20 protein-coding genes are annotated in these 18106 nt (G+C 33.3%); 11 read left to right on the forward strand and 9 right to left on the reverse strand.

Features of this window, described 5'->3' with window-relative positions:
* Positions 1-377 precede the first annotated feature (377 nt).
* The 6 genes from CLV55_RS05805 to CLV55_RS05830 all read left to right on the forward strand — a co-directional run bounded on the left by CLV55_RS05805 (position 378) and on the right by CLV55_RS05830 (position 5069).
* Complete coding sequence (locus tag CLV55_RS05805) at positions 378-1928, forward strand: Fic family protein (RefSeq protein ID WP_112112809.1); 1551 nt, start codon at positions 378-380, stop codon at positions 1926-1928.
* A gap of 557 nt (positions 1929-2485) precedes the next feature.
* Positions 2486-3034: a DUF2975 domain-containing protein gene (locus tag CLV55_RS05810; protein ID WP_112112810.1), complete on the forward strand. Its 549-nt coding sequence runs from the start codon at positions 2486-2488 to the stop codon at positions 3032-3034.
* A 3-nt stretch (positions 3035-3037) separates the two neighbouring features.
* Entirely contained in the window at positions 3038-3244 is a 207-nt protein-coding gene (locus CLV55_RS05815) for a helix-turn-helix domain-containing protein (protein ID WP_112112811.1), read from the forward strand.
* Between the two features lie 5 nt (positions 3245-3249).
* A complete protein-coding gene (locus tag CLV55_RS05820; RefSeq protein WP_211306485.1) occupies positions 3250-3729 on the forward strand; it encodes a GyrI-like domain-containing protein in 480 nt (159 codons plus the stop codon).
* Positions 3730-3943: 214 nt separating this feature from the next.
* The gene (locus CLV55_RS05825) at positions 3944-4759 is read left to right on the forward strand and encodes a helix-turn-helix domain-containing protein (RefSeq protein ID WP_317048365.1); all 816 of its coding nucleotides are present in this window, start codon (positions 3944-3946) and stop codon (positions 4757-4759) included.
* A gap of 67 nt (positions 4760-4826) precedes the next feature.
* Positions 4827-5069 carry a hypothetical protein gene (locus CLV55_RS05830; RefSeq protein WP_112112814.1) on the forward strand — a complete coding sequence of 81 codons (243 nt, stop codon included), beginning with the start codon at positions 4827-4829 and terminating at the stop codon, positions 5067-5069.
* A gap of 196 nt (positions 5070-5265) precedes the next feature.
* On the opposite strand, the gene CLV55_RS05835 is transcribed toward CLV55_RS05830, so the two are convergent.
* Together CLV55_RS05835 and CLV55_RS05840 are read right to left on the reverse strand one after the other, a co-directional pair.
* Complete coding sequence (locus CLV55_RS05835) at positions 5266-5775, reverse strand: acyl-CoA thioesterase (protein ID WP_112112815.1); 510 nt, start codon at positions 5773-5775, stop codon at positions 5266-5268.
* Positions 5776-5831: 56 nt separating this feature from the next.
* Positions 5832-6779 (reverse strand): HU domain-containing protein, encoded by a 948-nt coding sequence (locus tag CLV55_RS05840; RefSeq protein WP_112112816.1) that lies wholly within the window; start codon positions 6777-6779, stop codon positions 5832-5834.
* A gap of 115 nt (positions 6780-6894) precedes the next feature.
* On the opposite strand from CLV55_RS05840, the gene dprA reads away from it, so the two are divergent.
* Positions 6895-8004 (forward strand): DNA-processing protein DprA, encoded by a 1110-nt coding sequence (gene dprA / locus CLV55_RS05845; protein ID WP_112112817.1) that lies wholly within the window; start codon positions 6895-6897, stop codon positions 8002-8004.
* Between the two features lie 62 nt (positions 8005-8066).
* Here the strand turns inward: dprA and trpS are convergent, their stop codons facing one another.
* Positions 8067-9038 carry a tryptophan--tRNA ligase gene (gene trpS, locus CLV55_RS05850; RefSeq protein WP_112112818.1) on the reverse strand — a complete coding sequence of 324 codons (972 nt, stop codon included), beginning with the start codon at positions 9036-9038 and terminating at the stop codon, positions 8067-8069.
* 100 nt (positions 9039-9138) lie between these two features.
* On the opposite strand from trpS, the gene CLV55_RS05855 reads away from it, so the two are divergent.
* Positions 9139-9876 (forward strand): lysophospholipid acyltransferase family protein, encoded by a 738-nt coding sequence (locus CLV55_RS05855; protein ID WP_112112819.1) that lies wholly within the window; start codon positions 9139-9141, stop codon positions 9874-9876.
* A 79-nt stretch (positions 9877-9955) separates the two neighbouring features.
* Here the strand turns inward: CLV55_RS05855 and CLV55_RS05860 are convergent, their stop codons facing one another.
* The 4 genes from CLV55_RS05860 to recA form a co-directional block, all read right to left on the reverse strand.
* Positions 9956-11392, reverse strand: a complete 1437-nt coding sequence (locus tag CLV55_RS05860) for a hypothetical protein (RefSeq protein WP_112112820.1) — start codon at positions 11390-11392, stop codon at positions 9956-9958.
* Positions 11389-11931 carry an RNA polymerase sigma factor gene (locus CLV55_RS05865; protein WP_112112821.1) on the reverse strand — a complete coding sequence of 181 codons (543 nt, stop codon included), beginning with the start codon at positions 11929-11931 and terminating at the stop codon, positions 11389-11391. The genes CLV55_RS05860 and CLV55_RS05865 overlap by 4 nt, the downstream gene beginning before the upstream one ends.
* Positions 11932-11941: 10 nt before the next feature.
* Complete coding sequence (locus CLV55_RS05870; RefSeq protein ID WP_112112822.1) at positions 11942-12349, reverse strand: hypothetical protein; 408 nt, start codon at positions 12347-12349, stop codon at positions 11942-11944.
* Positions 12350-12440: 91 nt separating this feature from the next.
* Entirely contained in the window at positions 12441-13445 is a 1005-nt protein-coding gene (gene recA, locus CLV55_RS05875) for a recombinase RecA (RefSeq protein WP_112112823.1), read from the reverse strand.
* Positions 13446-13578: 133 nt separating this feature from the next.
* Here recA and CLV55_RS05880 point away from each other — a divergent pair, with 133 nt between their 5' ends.
* The 3 genes from CLV55_RS05880 to CLV55_RS05890 are packed head-to-tail and all read left to right on the forward strand — an operon-like array spanning position 13579 to position 16030.
* The gene (locus CLV55_RS05880; protein ID WP_112112824.1) at positions 13579-14313 is read left to right on the forward strand and encodes a lysophospholipid acyltransferase family protein; all 735 of its coding nucleotides are present in this window, start codon (positions 13579-13581) and stop codon (positions 14311-14313) included.
* 36 nt (positions 14314-14349) lie between these two features.
* A complete protein-coding gene (locus tag CLV55_RS05885; RefSeq protein ID WP_112112825.1) occupies positions 14350-15339 on the forward strand; it encodes an acyl-ACP desaturase in 990 nt (329 codons plus the stop codon).
* A gap of 46 nt (positions 15340-15385) precedes the next feature.
* Complete coding sequence (locus CLV55_RS05890) at positions 15386-16030, forward strand: HD domain-containing protein (RefSeq protein WP_112112826.1); 645 nt, start codon at positions 15386-15388, stop codon at positions 16028-16030.
* 5 nt (positions 16031-16035) lie between these two features.
* Here CLV55_RS05890 and CLV55_RS05895 read toward each other — a convergent pair whose 3' ends face one another.
* Positions 16036-17289 (reverse strand): murein hydrolase activator EnvC family protein, encoded by a 1254-nt coding sequence (locus CLV55_RS05895; RefSeq protein WP_112112827.1) that lies wholly within the window; start codon positions 17287-17289, stop codon positions 16036-16038.
* A gap of 5 nt (positions 17290-17294) precedes the next feature.
* Positions 17295-18080, reverse strand: coding sequence for a DUF4292 domain-containing protein (locus CLV55_RS05900; protein ID WP_112112828.1), 786 nt, complete (start codon positions 18078-18080; stop codon positions 17295-17297).
* Positions 18081-18106: the final 26 nt, after the last annotated feature.

Genomic DNA, 18106 nt, shown 5'->3' on the forward strand with positions numbered 1-18106 from the left:
AAATAGTTAATGTGAAAATATAACTTTATTATAACAATCTTTTTTAGTACAAGTTATCTGTTTATATTCCTGATAGTTAAGTAAATTGCCATCGCATCAAAATTGTAACTTTCTCCAATAGGGGGAGCTACTAAAAGAAAAGACTTCACAGACATGTGAGGTCTTTTTTGTTTAATGGGTCAAACATTTGTAAAACTTTTTCCATTTTCTTTACAGACCAGAGTTGCTTTGATAAAAAAATCGCGTTTTTTATACAAATACAAAATATTTCTTTCCAATCATTTACGATTTAATTATTTATATTTGCATCAAATTATAATAAACACACAGCATCAAATTATAATAAACACACAACACTTAAATATAACAAATGCACAATGGCAACACCAGCAGAAAAACTTGCAGAAGCACTAAAAGTTCTCCAAACAATTCAGGACAAGGGCATTGTTGCTATTAAATCAGATGATTTAAGTAGAACTAATAAAGACCGACTCATCACTAATGGTTTTATAAGAGAGGTTGTAAGAGGGTGGTATATAGCTGTAAATCCCGAAGAAAAAAAAGGAAATAGCACTTCTTGGTTCACTTCTTATTGGGGCTTCTGCTCAAGATTTTTAGAAGATAGGTATGGTGATGAATATTGTATATCAGCAGAACAATCGTTGCTGTTACATTCAGGAAATGAAGTGGTTCCAAACCAAATGATAATTAGGTCAGTTAAGGGAACTAACAATCTTACTCAATTATTATTTAACACTTCTTTATTCAGTATGAAATCCCCTCTATCTGAATTGGAAAGTGTAGAAATTAAAAATGGATTAAGAATTCTAAACTTACCTTCATCTATTATTTATAGCTCTCCTTCAATATTTGTTAGTAATCCAATAGATGTAAGAACAGCATTAAGTATGATAAATGATGCTTCTGAAATATTAAGTTTATTATTGGATAAAGGACATAGTTTGAAAGCAGGAAGAATAGTAGGTGCTTTTAGAAATATTGGCAATTCTAAAATAGCGGATGAGATTTTGAAAACTATGAAATCGGCAGGTTATGATGTGAGAGAGATAGACCCTTTTGAACAAAAAACACCAATTTCATTGTCTTTAAGAGAACGTTCACCCTATTGTAATAGAATTCGTTTAATGTGGTTTGAAATGCGTGATGCCATAATAAAAGTTTTTCCAAAACCAATAAACCCTCAATTTTCAGATAAAACTTCTTTCCTTAAAAACATTGATGACATATACGTTACTGATGCGTACCACTCATTATCTATTGAAAAATACAAAGTTACTCCGGAATTGATAGAGAGAGTTATGAGTGGGAAATGGAATTTAGAAGACAATGAAGAAGACAAAAAACATAGAGATGCTATGGCGGCAAGAGGTTATTGGCTGGCTTTTAATAGTGTTAAAAAGAGTATAGAAAAGATAATAGATGGAGGGGATTTAGGTAAAATCCTTTCAGAAGACCATAGTGATTGGTTTAGAGAATTATTTTCTCCAAGTGTTACATCAGGAATACTAAAGCCTTCAGATTTAGCAGGGTATAGAAGACATCAAGTGTATATTGGACAATCCCAACACGTCCCTGTAAATGTTGATGCTGTAAGGGATGTAATGCCAATTTTATTTGAGTTGATAGCAGAAGAACCCGAAGCATCAGTTAGAGCAGTTTTAGGGCACTTTATATTTGTTTATATTCATCCCTATATGGATGGGAATGGAAGGATGGGAAGATTTTTAATGAATGCAATATTGGCTTCAGGAGGGTATAAATGGATGGTAATCCCCGTACAAAAAAGAGATGAATATATGAGTGCCCTTGAATTAGCAAGTGTTCAACAAAATATTGAACCATTTGCAAAATTTATTGGAGATTTGGTTAAATCAACTATGGATGGTAATCCCATTGCAGAGTTATAAATAAAATTAATATCACTACTTTACTTTTTCAAATAATACTATATTTATTATAGTAATAGATAATGATGGGTCGTAAAGACCGGCAAACCCCACCACGAGAAGAAGAGGATATGAAGTGGGGGAATATGATATCTATTTTTATAAATCTACCTTGAACGTTGTTGGATATGGGTAGTCGGTAATTCCGTTAAAAACTCTGTAGGGCTGAGAAATCAGTTGAGCAACCAGGTTCAACTTAATTGTTGAGCGAGAACATAAACTTTGTTCTCCCCAGCCCAACAAAAAACAAGAAACTTTCCATTTTCTTAGCAGAAAATAGAAATGAAAAACTAATAAATAAATAATATTTATAAAATATATCCCTTTGATTTTAAGAGAATTGAATAAGCAATCATCGCATTAAAATTATAACTTTCTCCAATAGGGGGAGCAAAACAAAACCCGACACTTTCGTATCGGGTTTTTTTATAAACAAAAATTTATGAAAATAAATAAATATTTATTGATTATCAATAAAAAATAATTATATTTGACGCGCTAATATATAATCATATACTATGAAAACTACTACTGATTTTACATTCAAACTACTCAATGTCCTATCTTGGATTATATTTATAGGACTTGCAATAGATACCGGTGGTTATATAACAAATACGATTTATATGCTGTTTTTTAATTCAAATGTTGCTTCAAGATTTTGGAGAAATTTAGATTTATCTGATTTATATAATTATGATTTAGGGTTTTTTATATGTTTTACAGTTGTATTAATTATTGTCTCGCTTTTGAAGACCATTTTATTTTACCAAACGGTTTCTGTATTTCATAAAAAGAAATTTAATCTTGCAAATCCATTCAACGAAACTATTAAAAATTTTATTTTCAAATTTGCTTTTATAGCATTTGCAATAGGCTTGTTTTCATATGCCGGAAAATCATTTTCTAATTGGCTAATAAGTCAAGGTCTTCAAATGCCTGCTCTTGAAAATGTAAAATTAGGAGGTGCTGATGTGTGGTTATTTATGGGAATCACGCTTTTAATATTTGCCAAAATATTCAAAAAGGGAATTGAATTGCAAACTGAAAACGAATTAACGGTATAACCAATGGCAATAATAGTGAACTTGGATGTAATGATGGCTAAAAGAAAAATTTCCCTTAATGAACTTTCAGAAAAAGTGGGATTAACTTTGGCTAATCTATCTATTCTTAAAACAGGAAAAGCCAAAGCAATAAGGTTTAGCACATTAGATTCCATTTGTAAGGCATTAGATTGTCAGCCAGCTGATATTTTAGAATTCATAAACAAATAATGAAAATGACACCAAGAATAGAAACAATAACCGATAAGAAATTGGTTGGAAAGCGAATAACGATGAGTTATGCGAATTACAGAATTGGCGAATTATGGGGTAGTTTTATGCCAAGAAGGAGGGAAATAACAAACAACTTGACAAACGACCTTATATCTTTAGTTGTCTACTCGCCAATTCACTTCGTAGATTTCAAACTCACTAATGAATTTGAAAGATGGGCAACTGTAGAAGTTGAAAATTTCAATAATGTGCCAGATACAATGGAAACATTTATTTTATCAGGTGGACTTTATGCAGTTTTTAATTACAAAGGAATGAGTTCAGGAGCCTCAGCTTTTTTTCAGTACATCTATAGTGAATGGGTGCCAAATTCAGATTTCACATTAGATAATAGAGCACATTTTGAAGTTTTAGGTGAAAAATACAAAAACAATGACCCTTCTTCTGAAGAAGAAATTTGGATACCTATTAAGGCAAAATAAGCAATTCACTTCCTGCAAGTTAATAACAAGTTCAACGCCTTAATTTTCTGATGATTGAATAGGCAATCATCGCATTAAAATTGTAACTTTCTCCAATAGGGGGAGCACAACAAAACCCGATACTTTCGTATCGGGTTTTGTTGTGTCTATAAGTGATATAATGTTGTTGTGGCGTTTTATTTTTTGATTAAATTTATGGTTTAATTATCTTTTTGTGATAGAGACAATAATTCCAAATTCACCGATTTTGAAAAAGCACATCGAGTGCTTTTATATTTATGATGGCAAGTCCAGCTCAAAATACACTTATGTAGCTTTCCCTCACTATAATACAGGACTATCATTTTTCAAAGGAGCAACTATTAAAAGAAGCCATCGGAGTATAGAAATTTCAGAAAGCACTACTAATGGTCTTCATATTGAAATATTAGGTAAGTATACTAGTCCTGTTCTGTTAGAGTACAATGGATTAGTGAGAGAAATTTCGATTGTGTTTAAGCCGATGGGAATTAACCGATTTATTCTAGATAATTATCATTCTATAGCCTCTAATTTCTCACAAGAATTTACAAATAGCGTTTGGCGTAATTTTGGAGAAGAACTTTTTTCAGGAGAGAACGACTTAAGTAAATTAGAATCTTTTTTACTTTCTCAATTTTCAGAAAAGCAAGAATTAATCGTCATTGAAGAGTCTCTTAAATTATTAGAAAAAGGTAATGAACAAACTACTATTGATACTATTGCTACTAATGTAGGTTTAACTTTAAAAACCTTTCAAAGGCATTTCAACAAACATATGGGTTGTAGCCCTGTTGAATATCGAAGAATATGTAGATTCAGAAACTCATTAACCAGTAAGCTCAATAGTTCTGAATTAAAAAATTTAACCAAAATAACTTATGAAGAAGGGTACTATGACCAATCCTATTTCATTAAGGAATTCCGTAAACTTACGAATCATAACCCCAAAGACTTTTTTAAATCAACAAGTAAAGTAGATGGCGACAAGATAGTTTGGGAATTAAAGTAGTGTCCTAAAAGTACAATTTTGAGTATTTTTTTGATTCTAATTTTGTATCAAATCAAAATACAAAAATATGAACACAAAAATTAACAAATTTCTTTACATCGGATTTTTACTTTTAGGATTGTTCCAGGCATTTTTTTCTAAAGATTATATGCAAGCTACTGCTTCATTAGGAATAGCGTTGGCATTTGACCCCTTCGACCAAGAACAAAAGTGGAATGACAGATCTTTTTGGCAAAAAGCCGTCTTAATCATTCATCTTGGATTAGTAGCTGCGATGTTTGGTCTTGGAATTGGGTTGAATGATAAATAAACATTCTGCAAAATGACACGAAGTCTATCTGTATAATTTCCTAATGATTGTGTAAGTATTCATCGCATCAAATTTGTAACTTTCTCCAATAGGGGAGCTACTAAAAGAAAAGACTTCACATTGCTGTGAAGTCTTTTTTGTTTTTATAGGTCATACATTTCTATAACATTATAGAAGTTCCATGAGTTTTTCCAAGTTATACAAATAATGCTTTTAACTCTGTAGCGTCATGCGGATTCATTTTTCCTGCCAATACAAGACTTAACTGCTTTCTCCTTAAAGCGGCTTGAAAACGGGCTTTTTCTTCCTCTGTTTGAGGTTTAAGTGGCGGAACAGCTACAGGATTACCTGTTTCATCAACGGCCACAAAAGTATAGATGGCTTCATTTGCTTTGGTACGATTTCCCGATTCTCGATCTTCTATCCAAACATCTAGAAAAATTTCCATAGACGACGTAAACGAGCGGGATACTTTGGCTTCAATAGTAACGACACTTCCTAGGGGAATGGAACGATTGAATGCCACGTGATTTACTGATGCCGTTACCACAATACGTCGGGAATGTCTCCGAGCAGCTATGCTTGCTGCACGATCCATTCGTGCCAAAAGTTCTCCTCCAAAAAGATTATTCAAAGGATTGGTTTCACTTGGCAATACTAAATCTGTTAAGACAGTAAGAGAATCTATAGGATGTTTTGGTTGCATTGTACGCTATTAATATGATTTATTATAAAAAAAGAAATCCCAAAGATATTGGGACTTTATTGTAATTCTTCTATAAGTAACCACGCCTCGGGGTTGTGGGACTTTTTTATTTTATCTAATTCATTTTGAGCCTCTGTGTAGGAAGCAAAACTCCCATAAATAACAGGGTATAACCCATGTTTGTTTTGTCGAATTTTTTTGGCTTGGTAACCTAATTTTAGAAGTTCTTCATACATTCTATCGGCATTTTGTTCTTCCAAAAAAGAACCAGCTACTATATGATATGGTCTCTTAGATTCTGATAATGTGAGCGTAACCGTTGGTAATGGATTTTGTATAAAAAACGTGGCTTCTTGTATCTTTTTCTCTACTTGTTTTTGAACCTTTGTTTGAACAGCCAACGTTTCTTGTTGAAGTTGTTGTTGGTAATACTGATTTCCAAAATAACCACTCGCCCCCAATAAGCCAGATGCTATTAGAAAAATAGAAGCATATTTTATAAAAGGATTGCCAATAGATTTTTCAGTATCTAAATGAACCACAGGGATTTCTTCTTGTTGCTCTTGTGTTTCTTCAACACTTTCTCTGACTATACTTGGAGAACTATACGTAGTCAAACCAAATGAGGACGTCAAGTAATTAACCTGATCCGTTGGAACAAACACTAAATTATGTTCAGCATTCAAAGAAAAAACTCCAATGTTTTTTAACTGTAAAGCACCTTCCAATTCAAGCTTTTCTTTCCAAGATTGAACTTCCCTTTGAATGCAAGACACTGCAACATCATAAGACATCTTTTCAATCAAAGCAATGTGATTTGCTAACAATCCATCGTTATTCTTTAAAAAAGAATTAAAAGAAATGTTCTTTTTAGGAGGATAAAAGGAATGTGAAGCTAGATGTAACTGGGCTGACTGAATTTCGGTTAAAAAAGCACCAAAACCAGGCACCGTTACACATTGATAACGATAAAGCAATTGCGCTATGTGTTGTTCTATCTTCATAATGACAAAATTAAAGAATAAAAGGATTCTGCAAAATTTTATTCACAAACTTTGTTAACAATTTTTATTGCATTACATTTGAAACGTTTTATTATACTCCATACCGTTTTATTATATGAATGATACTGAATTACTCCACGTATTAGCGCTCCTCAAAGTGGAAGGCATTGGGGATGTTGTTGCTAAAAAACTTATTTCTCACTTAGGTTCTGCTGAAGAAATATTTAAAACCAAACCGCATCTATTAAACGCTATCGATGGCATTGGACAAGTAATCACAAAAAACTTAAAAAACAAATCTATTTTTAAGTGGGCCGAATCTGAATTACAATTTATTACTAAAAACCAACTAGCAGTCTTTCATTATCAAGACGAATCATATCCTCATCGTTTAAAACATTGTATTGATGCCCCAATTTTATTGTTTGGTTCGGGTACTTTAGATTTTAATCATTCTAAGATTGTAAGCATTGTTGGCACACGAGAAGTAACTCCTTATGGAGCAGATTTTTGTAAAAAATTGATTGAAGATTTGGTACCATTCAACCCAATTATTGTAAGTGGTTTTGCTTATGGTGTAGATATTATGGCTCACAAAACCGCCATGGATTGTCAACTTCAAACGATAGGAGTACTAGCTCACGGATTAAATCAAATTTATCCAAAATCTCACAAAAAATACATTTCGAAAATGGAAGCCAATGGAGGTTTCCTAACAGAGTTTTGGAGTGATTCAAATCCTGAAAGGGAACATTTTGTGAAACGAAATCGAATTGTGGCAGGTATGACTGAAGCGACTATCGTCATTGAAAGCGCAGAAAAAGGAGGTTCTTTAATTACCGCAAAACTAGCCAATGATTACAATCGGGATGTTTTCGCAGTGCCTGGAAGAGTGACCGATACCTATAGCTTTGGTTGCAATTATTTGATAAAAACACAACAAGCCAACGCATTAACTAGTGCTGCTGATATTGTGTATTTCCTGAATTGGGACATCCCATCAAATAACAATCCTTCAAAGGCAATTCAAAAACAATTGTTTGTGGCATTAAACGAGGAGGAACAAAAGGTGTACAAGTACTTGACTCAACATGGAAAACAAGTACTCGATCAAGTGGCGCTCGAATGTCATTTCCCAATCTTTAAACTTTCCCCAATCTTACTTAATATGGAATTGAAAGGAGTGGTTCGTCCTCTTCCAGGTAAACTATATGAAGCCATTTAAATTGTATAAAAACAGCAGCATCCATCATAATAAAACGATTGACGGATAATGCTGCATTATTTTTAAAGGAATCCGAGTTTTGTTCGAACTCTACCAAGTACTTCATTGGCAATTTGCTGAGCTTTTGTAGCTCCTTGTTGTAACAAAGCATCAACTTCGTCAAGATGTTCCATATAATACTTATATTGTTCTCTTTCGTTTTTAAATTTGTCGCAAATCAATTCGAAAAGTTCTTGCTTGGCGTGCCCATAGCCATAATTCCCTCTCAAATAATTACTTTTCATTGCGGCAATTTGTTCCTCATTGGCAATCAATTTATAAATCGCAAAAATCTTACATGTGTCTGGATTTTTAGGTTCTTCAAGAGGGGTGCTATCGCTTTCAATACTCATGATTTGTTTTCGAAGCGCTTTATCTTCACTAAAAATATTGATGATATTTCCTCTTGATTTGCTCATTTTATGACCATCGGTGCCTGGAATATACATGGTTTCTTCTTGTACTTTTCCTTCTGGGAGCACAAACGTGTCTCCCATTTGATGATTAAATCGCGATGCCACATCTCGTGTAATTTCAATATGCTGCATTTGATCTTTTCCAACAGGAACAAATTCGGCGTCATACAATAAAATATCGGCCGCCATCAACATAGGGTAAGTAAATAATCCTGCATTTACATCTTCAAGTCGATCGGCTTTATCTTTGAAAGAGTGAGCTAACGTAAGACGTTGAAAAGGAAAAAAACAACTTAAATACCAAGACAACTCAGCCGTTTGGGGCACATCACTTTGACGATAAAAAATTACTTTTTCGACATCTAAACCACAAGCAAGCCAAGCAGCAGCAGTACTATACGTATTTGACCGTAACGTTTCGACATCTTTAATTTGAGTAATCGAATGCAAATCGGCAATGAATAAAAACGATTCGTTTTTGGGGTTTTTAGATAATTCGATTGCAGGAATTATCGCGCCTAATAGATTTCCTAAATGCGGGGTTCCTGTACTTTGTACTCCTGTTAGAATTTTTGCCATAGCCTAAAATATTTGTGAATAATCGAACCAATAATTGATTTTAAGGGCAAAGTTAATTGTTATGTATTAATAATTGAAGACTATTCCATATTTTTGACCTATGATTGTATTAAAAACTATTTTTTGGATTCTTTGGAGGATTTGGTTCTACATTGTATTGGGTTCGATGATAGTACTCTTGTTCCCTTTTTTAACCCTATCCATCCTGAAAGAGAAATGGTATCCCTATTTTTTTATGCTAGCAAGGATTTGGGCCAAAGTTATTTTATTTCTTATGGGCTTTTACATTCAAGCCGATTGGAAACAAGAACTAGATTCAAAAAAAAGTTATATGTTGATAGCTAACCACACTTCTATGATAGACATCATGTTGATGTTAGTTTTGATAAGGAACCCTTTTGTTTTTGTGGGTAAAAAGGAACTTTCTAAAATTCCACTTTTTGGTTTTTTCTACAAAAGAACCTGTATTTTGGTCGATCGTTCGAGCTCAAAAAGCAGAGGCAATGTCTATGGAAGAGCAGAAAAAAGGCTGAAACAAGGATTAAGTATTTGTATCTTTCCAGAAGGCGGAGTCCCAGACGAATCCATTGAATTGGATGGATTTAAAGAAGGTGCCTTTCGTCTTGCCATTGAACATCAAATCCCAATTGTTCCTCTCACTTTTGGGGACAATAAAAAACGGTTTTCCTATACTTTTTTTAGTGGAAGTCCGGGTAAATTAAGAGCAACTATTCATCCTTTTATTGAAACCCTAGGCTTGACATCAGAGCATAAAAAGGAACTAAAAGAAAGTGCGCATCAAATTATTTTAGAGCAATTAAAAAATTATAATTCATAAAAAAAGAGCGATGGGTTTCGCTCTTTTCAAATCATTACTTTCGTAATAATTTCACTTAACTAATTCTAAACTAAACTATCTAAAAAATATAATTTAAGCCTGTGTAAATCCCAAACACATAAGGATTAAAATTACCGGAATCATTTCTAAAAGTATTCACTTGATATTTGAACGTAGGTTCTACTCTTGCTAAAAAGTTTCTTCGCAACGCATATTTTATTCCCAATCCAAGATTACCACTAAAGTGTGTGTTATTCAAGTTGTCTGCTTCTCCAATTTTCACCTGTAAGGTAGGCGATTGAAGAAAAATTTCATTTTTATTTAAAAACAACGTACTCATTCCTCCAATAAAATCGATTCCAAATCTTTTGTTTAACAAAGCGTACGTCAATTCTAAAGGTACTTCTACATAACCTAATTTTTGATTGATACTTCCTTGTGATTTTTCTCCCATCTTGTTAAAAGGAATCGTAACATTATTTAAGCTTTCAATAATGATAGCGCCCCCAATAGCATTTGTATTTAAATGATCTATTTTTCCACTTACCATATCCGATTGATAATAATACACAATATCTTGCGTAGAATAATCGACATTAAGGATGTTGATTCCTGCGCGAACTTTTACTTTTTTATTCACGTCATAAGCCAATCCAACACCATAACTTTGATTGTTAAGCGAATAACTTTTTTTATTATTTTTTAAGTTACTATCTAATGGAGAACCTTCCGTGACAGAACTAAAATAAATAGGCGCAATGTTGGTAAAAACTTGCCACCTATTTACTTTCGGTTCTTTTTCAAGCTTGCTTTCTTTTTCATTGAGCAATTCTTCCAACGGATTTTGAACAGCCACAACTATCTTTGTGGAGTCAAGTTTTTTATCTTCGCTTGAATTAATTTCGAGTACTGCTTTTGGTGAAGCTTCTTTTAGTTCATTACTATATAACTTGGAATTGGCTTCGTTTACTAAAGCATGGTCTTCCAGAGTTTTTAATGCCTCTGAATGATTTTTAGGATCATCTTGATTGTCATTAGCGGTTTTATAATGTAACTTATGTGTGTATGTGCTCGTTTGTTTTTCTTTATATGTGACTGCAAAACCACTTGTTTTGTCATATTCAATTTTTGATACGCGTGTATTTGATAGCGTGTGTTTGTCCTTTATTCTATCAACAACATATTCTGGGGCATTTTTTTTAATCTCTTGAGGATTGCTTGTCTTTTGAGGTTCTTTGGTTTTCTTTAGTTCATCACTACTCACAGATTGTTTTTGACTGGAAACAGAATCGGGACGCAATCCTTCTCTTTCTTGGAAATACAAATTATTGATTGAAAAAAACAAAACAAAACCTGCTGCAACTCCAGAAAAAAACCACCAAAAAAAGACAGTCCTTCTTTTTTTCTTCTCATGTAATTCATGATAGATTGTGTCCCAAACTATAGGATTGGGTTGAATTTCTAGATTTTCAAATTTTTCTTGAAAAAAGGATTGTATGTTTTTGCTTTCTTTCATCTTGTAATGGGAATTTTAGAAGTTCCCTTATAATGTTCTATTTTTTGTTTTAGTATCATTTTAGCTCTTGATAAATTAGATTTAGATGTCCCAACAGTAATTCCAAGTTGTTGTGCTATTTCTTGATGTGAAAAATTCTCAAAAACACTTAAATTAAAAACCAAACGGTAGCGATCGGGTAATTCTTGAATAATTTTCATCAGAAATTCCATAGGTATTTCTTCATCGACTTCAACCTCAACGTCTTCTTCAACATCCTCTTCAATCACACTCAGAAAACTTTTCCCTCTATATTGTTGTAAAATATAGTTGATAAATACTTTCTTTATCCAGCCTTCAAAACTTCCTCTAAATTCGAATTGATAAATCTTGTTAAACACCAATAAAAATCCTTCTTGTAAATGATCTTGAGCTTCGGCATAATTACGCGAATATTTTAGGCAAACCGTGAACATTTTAGGAGCATATAGCATGTATAATTGTTCTTGTGCTTTGCTTTGGTTTTTCTTACAATCATGTATTATTTGCTCTAAATCCAAGAGAATTTTATTAATGGTTTACCACAGCATCATATTCAGCATATTGATCTACCCCTTGTGAATCAGTTCCAATCCAAAATTTAAAATGATACGTTCCCAATGCTATTGGTTTAAATTTTAACGGAATCGTATAGGTGGTTTGACTTACCGGACAATTCCCTGTATTTTGATTTAAGGTAATGATTGCGACAGTTCTTGTATTTCCATCTCGATAATAGTAAAAATCATAAAAACTATGACATACAGTAGGCCGAATATAGCTTAATGGAATTTCTGTAATACTGTCTTTAGCAAATTTAGTAGGCATATCAACTTGGCTTACAGGGATTGTTTCTAACGTTTGATTAGAATCATCATCATGTTTACTACAAGAAAAAAGTAAAAAACTAAGTGTTATTACTAAAAATAAAGTTCTCATAAATTATTGTTTTTATTGTTTAGATGCAACCTTTTGAAAAAGGTTGCGTTTGTATAAAAAATATCCCGTTAACATGTAACGGGACTTTCTTTTAAGCGTTGTTTTGCTTGATTTCTTCTTTTATTTTATCTTCCAATTCATCAGCTAATTCGGGATTGTCTTTAATGAGGGTTTTCACCGCATCTCGTCCTTGCCCCAATTTGGTATCCCCATAACTAAACCAAGAACCCGCTTTTTTAATAATTTCAAATTCAACCGCTAAGTCAAGGATTTCCCCTGTTTTAGAAACCCCTTCTCCATACATTATATCAAATTCTGCTGTTCTAAAAGGTGGTGCCACTTTGTTTTTAACAACTTTGACTCTGGTTCGGTTTCCAATAACATTTTCTCCATCTTTAATTTGAGAAACGCGTCGAATATCTAATCGCACCGAGGCGTAAAATTTTAAAGCGTTTCCTCCAGTAGTTGTTTCGGGGTTTCCAAACATAACACCAATTTTTTCTCTTAATTGGTTTATAAAAAACACCGTACAATTGGTTTTACTAATCGTTGCCGTTAACTTTCTAAGCGCTTGCGACATCAATCGAGCATGCAACCCCATTTTTGAATCGCCCATCTCTCCTTCAATTTCACTTTTCGGAGTTAAAGCTGCAACGGAATCAATCACCACGATATCAATAGCTCCAGAACGGATTAAATTTTCTGCAATTTCTAAAGCTTGTTCCCCATTGTCAGGCTGAGAGATAATAAGATTTTCAATATCTACGCCAAGTTTCTCGGCATAATGTCTATCGAAAGCGTGTTCCGCATCAATAAAAGCAGCAATACCTCCTGCTTTTTGAGCTTCTGAAATAGCGTGCAACGTCAGTGTCGTTTTCCCTGAAGACTCTGGACCATATATTTCGATAATTCTTCCTTTTGGATAGCCATTTACCCCTAACGCTAAATCCAATCCAAGAGAACCAGAAGAAATCACTTCAACTTCTTCTATGGCTTTATCTCCCATTTTCATTACGGTTCCTTTACCGTATGTTTTGTCTAATTTGTCCAAGGTAAGCTGTAACGCTTTTAACTTGGCTTCTTTCTCTGTACTCATTTTTAAAAATTTTTAGGCATTTAATTTTGTAAAAATAAGTAAAAAAATAATGCAAATGATTGTTATCAAAATGAGTTTTAAACAATTCTAACCGAAATATATTTATTACTTTAGCAAACTATTTTCTTTACACATGGAAAAGTTATTTTCATATCCGATTTCTGTTCTATATTATTTCTTTTTTGGAATTACATTATGTGTGTTTCATCCCATACAATGGGTGTGTTTCAATGTTTTTGGTTATCAAGCACACAAAAAAAGTGTAGATTATTTGAATTTTTTTCTAGTAAAATGCACGAACCTTCTTGGAACCCAATATACGTTTAAAAACAGAGATACTATCCCAAATAATGCTCCTATCATTTTTGTGGCAAACCATCAGAGTCTTTACGATATTGTTGGGATTATCTGGTATTTAAGAAAGCATCATGCGAAATTTGTTAGCAAAAAGGAACTTGGGAAAGGCATTCCGAGTGTTTCTTATAACTTGAGACATGGTGGCTCTGTTCTAATTGACAGAAAAGATCCTAAACAAGCCATTCCCGTAATTAAAGAATTGGCACAATATATTGAACATCACAAAAGAGCAGCGGTTATTTTTCCAGAAGGCACACGAAGTAAAACCGGTAAACCTAAAGAATTTGCGCAAAGTGGATTAAAAATTTTATGTAAAAATGCTCCATCGGCTTATGTGGTTCCCATTACTATCAACAATTCTTGGAAAATGGTTAAATTTGGCTCTTTTCCGATGGGTCTTGGAAATCATCTCGAATTCATTATTCACGAGGCAATACCCGTAAAAGATTTTTCTTTTGAAGAAATCATGTCAAAAACAGAACAAACCATAACACAAGCTATCAAACTATAACTTATTTAAATTTTTGATATTAAATCCCAACTTAAAATGTCTATAACAAACATCCGATTAGAAGTAATGCAATTTTTAGAACACAAAATTGATGACTTCGTAGAACAATTTTTAATTCCAGTAGAACAAATTTGGCAACCTTCCGATTTGATACCCGATTCTCAAAGTGATACTTTTTTTGAAGATGTCAAAGAATTACAAGAAATTGCTAAAGAACTTCCTTACGAATTTTGGGTAGCCATGGTAGGAGATACAATCACTGAAGAAGCGCTCCCTACATATGAATCTTGGCTTATGGAAGTTGAAGGAGTAGATAACAAAGAACGAAATGGTTGGTCAAAATGGGTACGCCTATGGACTGGTGAAGAAAATCGTCATGGCGATTTGCTTAATAAATATTTGTATTTATCAGGACGTGTCAATATGAAAGAAGTGGAACTAACCACGCATCATTTAATCAATGATGGATTTGATATTGGTACTGGGAGAGACCCCTACAAAAACTTTGTATATACTAGTTTTCAAGAATTAGCGACTTATATTTCACACCATCGTGTGTCTCAAATTGCTAAAAAATATGGTGACAAAAAGCTTTCAAAAGCATGTAAATTAATTGCTGGAGATGAAATGCGGCACCACACCGCTTACAGTGAATTTGTTACCCAAATTTTTAAGGTGGATCCCTCCGAAATGATGTTGGCGTTTCAATACATGATGAAACAAAAAATTACTATGCCTGCTCACTTTTTAAGAGAATCAGGGCAGTCAATCAGTACCGCTTTTAATCATTTTTCCGATTCAGCACAAAAACTTGGCGTATATACTGCAACGGATTATGTGGACATTTTGCAAAAATTGATCGACAAATGGGAAATTGATAAAATAGTGAATCTTACAGATGAAGCCGAAAAAGCAAGAGATTTTTTAATGAAATTGCCACAACGAATGGCTAAAATTTCTGAACGCTTGGTTTTACCCGAAGATAACTATGTCTTTAAATGGGTTCAACCTGCTTTGATAAAGTAAAAACGAATCATCCTTTCTTTCGGAAAAGGATTTTTACTTCATTAACATGACTTTAATTGATCGTACTATTCATTTTGTAAAGCAACAATTAACCCATGCCGAATCGGGTCATGATTGGTTTCATATTGAACGTGTGTATAAAAATGCTTTACTAATTGCTCAAAATGAAATTTGTGATTTGACTGTCGTTAAACTTGGAGCATTGCTTCATGATATAGCTGATAGTAAATTTTATCAGGGAGACGAAACGGTTGGTCCAAAGGTAGCTCGTACCTTTTTGGAAGCTGAAAACGTGTCTGAAGAGATGATTACTGCTGTGGTTTCTATTATTGAGAACCTTTCGTTTAAAGGAGGAAATTTTGAAAGAACTTTTCATTCGATTGAACTTCAAATAGTACAAGATGCCGACCGATTGGATGCCCTTGGTGCTATTGGAATTGCACGAACGTTTAATTATGGTGGCTTTAAAAACAGACCCATTTACAATCCCGATTGTGCACCCAAATTGAACATGACAAAAGAGGAATATAAAAATAGTGAGGGACCTACCTTGAATCATTTTTATGAAAAATTATTACTCTTAAAAGACCAAATGAACACAGAAACTGGCAAAAGAATTGCTCATGAACGCCATAAATTTATGGAGCTCTTTTTATCACAATTTTATGCCGAATGGGATGGCGAAAAGTAATATAATTACATTCTCAACCACAAACTTGGATTAACATAGTTTGTGTTTTGTGAAATCATAAACTTAAGAATTGTCTTTCCTTCTGGATTAGTGCGTACTTTTCCTAACACTTCTTTTGGAGAAACCTTATCCCCAGCGTTTACCGTAACACTGCTAAGATTTTGATAAATTGTGAAGAAATCCCCATGTTGGATACAAACGGCTTTATTGAGGGGCGAAATCACAATAACTTTAGTTACTTCACCTCCAAAAACAGCTCGTGCTGAGGCACCAGATTCTGTAGTGATTTCCACACCACTATTGTGGATCGTTAGTGATTTATATACGGGATGCGTCTGATTTCCAAACCCTAATGTAATAGCCCCTTTTTCCACAGGCCAAGGCAATCTCCCTTTATTAGCTTTAAAATTATTAGAAATTAACTGACCTTCTGGTGTTAATACAATTTTAGTAGATTCTTCAATTTTTCTGGTTTCTGCTACAGTTGTTGTCTTGGGATTAGCTTTAGCCCGTTCGGCAGCAGCTTTCCTATTGGCTTCTGCAATGGCCTCCCTAATCAACCTTTGGATTTGAGCATCAATTCGTTGATATTCTTGTTGTTTTTTCTTGATTTCGGCTGCAATTTGTTTTTTATCTTTCTTTAAACTGCTTGCTATTTTTTCTTGTTCTTGTTTTTCTTTTTCTAAATCTTGTCGTTGCTTCTCTTGTTCCGCTAATAAGAGTTCCTTTTCTGTTTTTTGTCCGCTAAGTTTCGCGTTATAATCTGCTAACTTTTGTGTTTTATCTTTTATTTCATCGCCTTGCATTTTTCGATAACTCGAATATTGCTTCATGTATTGCAATCTTTTGTAGGCTTGAGAAAAGTTCTCTGAAGACAATAAAAACATGGCTCTACTCAATTGAGACCGACTTTTGTAGGACTTTACTATCATTTGAGCATAGTCTTCTTTCAACACCACTAATTCTCTATTTAATTTGTTGATTTGAAGTTGGTTTAGATAAATATCATCACTCAATAATTTGGTCTGTTTTGCTGTGGTATTTATTAATTTTTCTTTCAATCCGATTTTTTCTTTCTGTAAAGAAAGTAATTTCACTACCGATTTTTCTTTAGACTTAACCTCTTGCAACATTCGTTCTTTTTCAAGAATTTCTTCTCGAATTTTAGCTTTCTTTTGTTCTAATTCTTCTTGTGTTTGTTGGCTCCAAACAAGAGCGCAAAAACACATAAACATTAGGGTAAATACCTTTTTTTGCATAGCTACTAGTTCTTTTCTATGTAAACTCGTTCAAATCGATCTGGAACGTTATAGGGAAACGTTAGATCTTCATTAAATTGGATGTTTTTATATTCTATTGAAAGAGTTGTTTTGGTCTCGTTTTGGTGGGCATTGATTTGAAGTAAAGTGGGAAGCACCCGATTGTTTATTTTCTGATAATTAGCGTAATTTACTTGCAACAAACGATTGTTTTGAGGTTGTGAAATCTCTTGTTGTTTCAATAAAAAATGTTCGTTTTCAAACAAAAAAGTCGTCTCAGTATTGGTCTCTGATTCTTTTTTGAGTTGGTATTGTTGATTGTTCACAGAAACCTGGTACTTAGCCCCTTTTTTTATGCTTTCAAATGTTTTCCCAATAAACATATTTTGAACTTTTTGGAAATCTAAATCGGTTCCAAGCCATTTACTGAGTCCTTGATAATCTCCTTCAAAATATTTATTTCCAATTTTCTCATAATATTGGACAGAGGTAGGAGTAATCAACCCTTTGGCCATGGTTATTCCTAAAACGCGAATAATGACCAATATCTTTTCATCTTTCTTGATTCTTATTTCGGCGGTGACATTTTGAGCGTTTTTTTCGTCGTCATATTGCGCATTAGCTTTGATATTCAGCGTTGAAAAATCAATATTATTTTCTTGGTTCTTTTCGCTTATTTTATCGACCGTAATCGTTGATTCGTCTACTATTGGCTTTTGAGATTCTAAAAGAATTGCCTTAGGTTTACAAGAAGCCAACAATACAACTAATAACACAATATATTTTTTCATAGGTTTTTAACTAAACTCTTTTAAAC

It is taken from the genome of Flavobacterium aciduliphilum, from assembly GCF_003268855.1.
GTDB lineage: Bacteria > Bacteroidota > Bacteroidia > Flavobacteriales > Flavobacteriaceae > Flavobacterium > Flavobacterium aciduliphilum.

What these genes read in the sequence shown, in the direction of transcription:
- CLV55_RS05830 (WP_112112814.1), top strand. Translation starts at nt 4,827, where the DNA reads ATGAACACAAAAATTAACAAATTTCTTTACATCGGATTTTTACTTTTA.
- CLV55_RS05860 (WP_112112820.1), bottom strand. Translation starts at nt 11,392, where the DNA reads ATGAAAGAAAGCAAAAACATACAATCCTTTTTTCAAGAAAAATTTGAA.
- CLV55_RS05840 (WP_112112816.1), bottom strand. Translation starts at nt 6,779, where the DNA reads ATGAAGATAGAACAACACATAGCGCAATTGCTTTATCGTTATCAATGT.
- CLV55_RS05835 (WP_112112815.1), bottom strand. Translation starts at nt 5,775, where the DNA reads ATGCAACCAAAACATCCTATAGATTCTCTTACTGTCTTAACAGATTTA.
- CLV55_RS05815 (WP_112112811.1), top strand. Translation starts at nt 3,038, where the DNA reads ATGGCAATAATAGTGAACTTGGATGTAATGATGGCTAAAAGAAAAATT.
- CLV55_RS05880 (WP_112112824.1), top strand. Translation starts at nt 13,579, where the DNA reads ATGGAAAAGTTATTTTCATATCCGATTTCTGTTCTATATTATTTCTTT.
- CLV55_RS05900 (WP_112112828.1), bottom strand. Translation starts at nt 18,080, where the DNA reads ATGAAAAAATATATTGTGTTATTAGTTGTATTGTTGGCTTCTTGTAAA.
- CLV55_RS05810 (WP_112112810.1), top strand. Translation starts at nt 2,486, where the DNA reads ATGAAAACTACTACTGATTTTACATTCAAACTACTCAATGTCCTATCT.
- CLV55_RS05890 (WP_112112826.1), top strand. Translation starts at nt 15,386, where the DNA reads ATGACTTTAATTGATCGTACTATTCATTTTGTAAAGCAACAATTAACC.
- CLV55_RS05870 (WP_112112822.1), bottom strand. Translation starts at nt 12,349, where the DNA reads ATGAGAACTTTATTTTTAGTAATAACACTTAGTTTTTTACTTTTTTCT.
- CLV55_RS05855 (WP_112112819.1), top strand. Translation starts at nt 9,139, where the DNA reads ATGATTGTATTAAAAACTATTTTTTGGATTCTTTGGAGGATTTGGTTC.
- CLV55_RS05885 (WP_112112825.1), top strand. Translation starts at nt 14,350, where the DNA reads ATGTCTATAACAAACATCCGATTAGAAGTAATGCAATTTTTAGAACAC.
- CLV55_RS05820 (WP_211306485.1), top strand. Translation starts at nt 3,250, where the DNA reads ATGACACCAAGAATAGAAACAATAACCGATAAGAAATTGGTTGGAAAG.
- CLV55_RS05895 (WP_112112827.1), bottom strand. Translation starts at nt 17,289, where the DNA reads ATGCAAAAAAAGGTATTTACCCTAATGTTTATGTGTTTTTGCGCTCTT.
- recA (WP_112112823.1), bottom strand. Translation starts at nt 13,445, where the DNA reads ATGAGTACAGAGAAAGAAGCCAAGTTAAAAGCGTTACAGCTTACCTTG.
- dprA (WP_112112817.1), top strand. Translation starts at nt 6,895, where the DNA reads ATGAATGATACTGAATTACTCCACGTATTAGCGCTCCTCAAAGTGGAA.
- trpS (WP_112112818.1), bottom strand. Translation starts at nt 9,038, where the DNA reads ATGGCAAAAATTCTAACAGGAGTACAAAGTACAGGAACCCCGCATTTA.
- CLV55_RS05805 (WP_112112809.1), top strand. Translation starts at nt 378, where the DNA reads ATGGCAACACCAGCAGAAAAACTTGCAGAAGCACTAAAAGTTCTCCAA.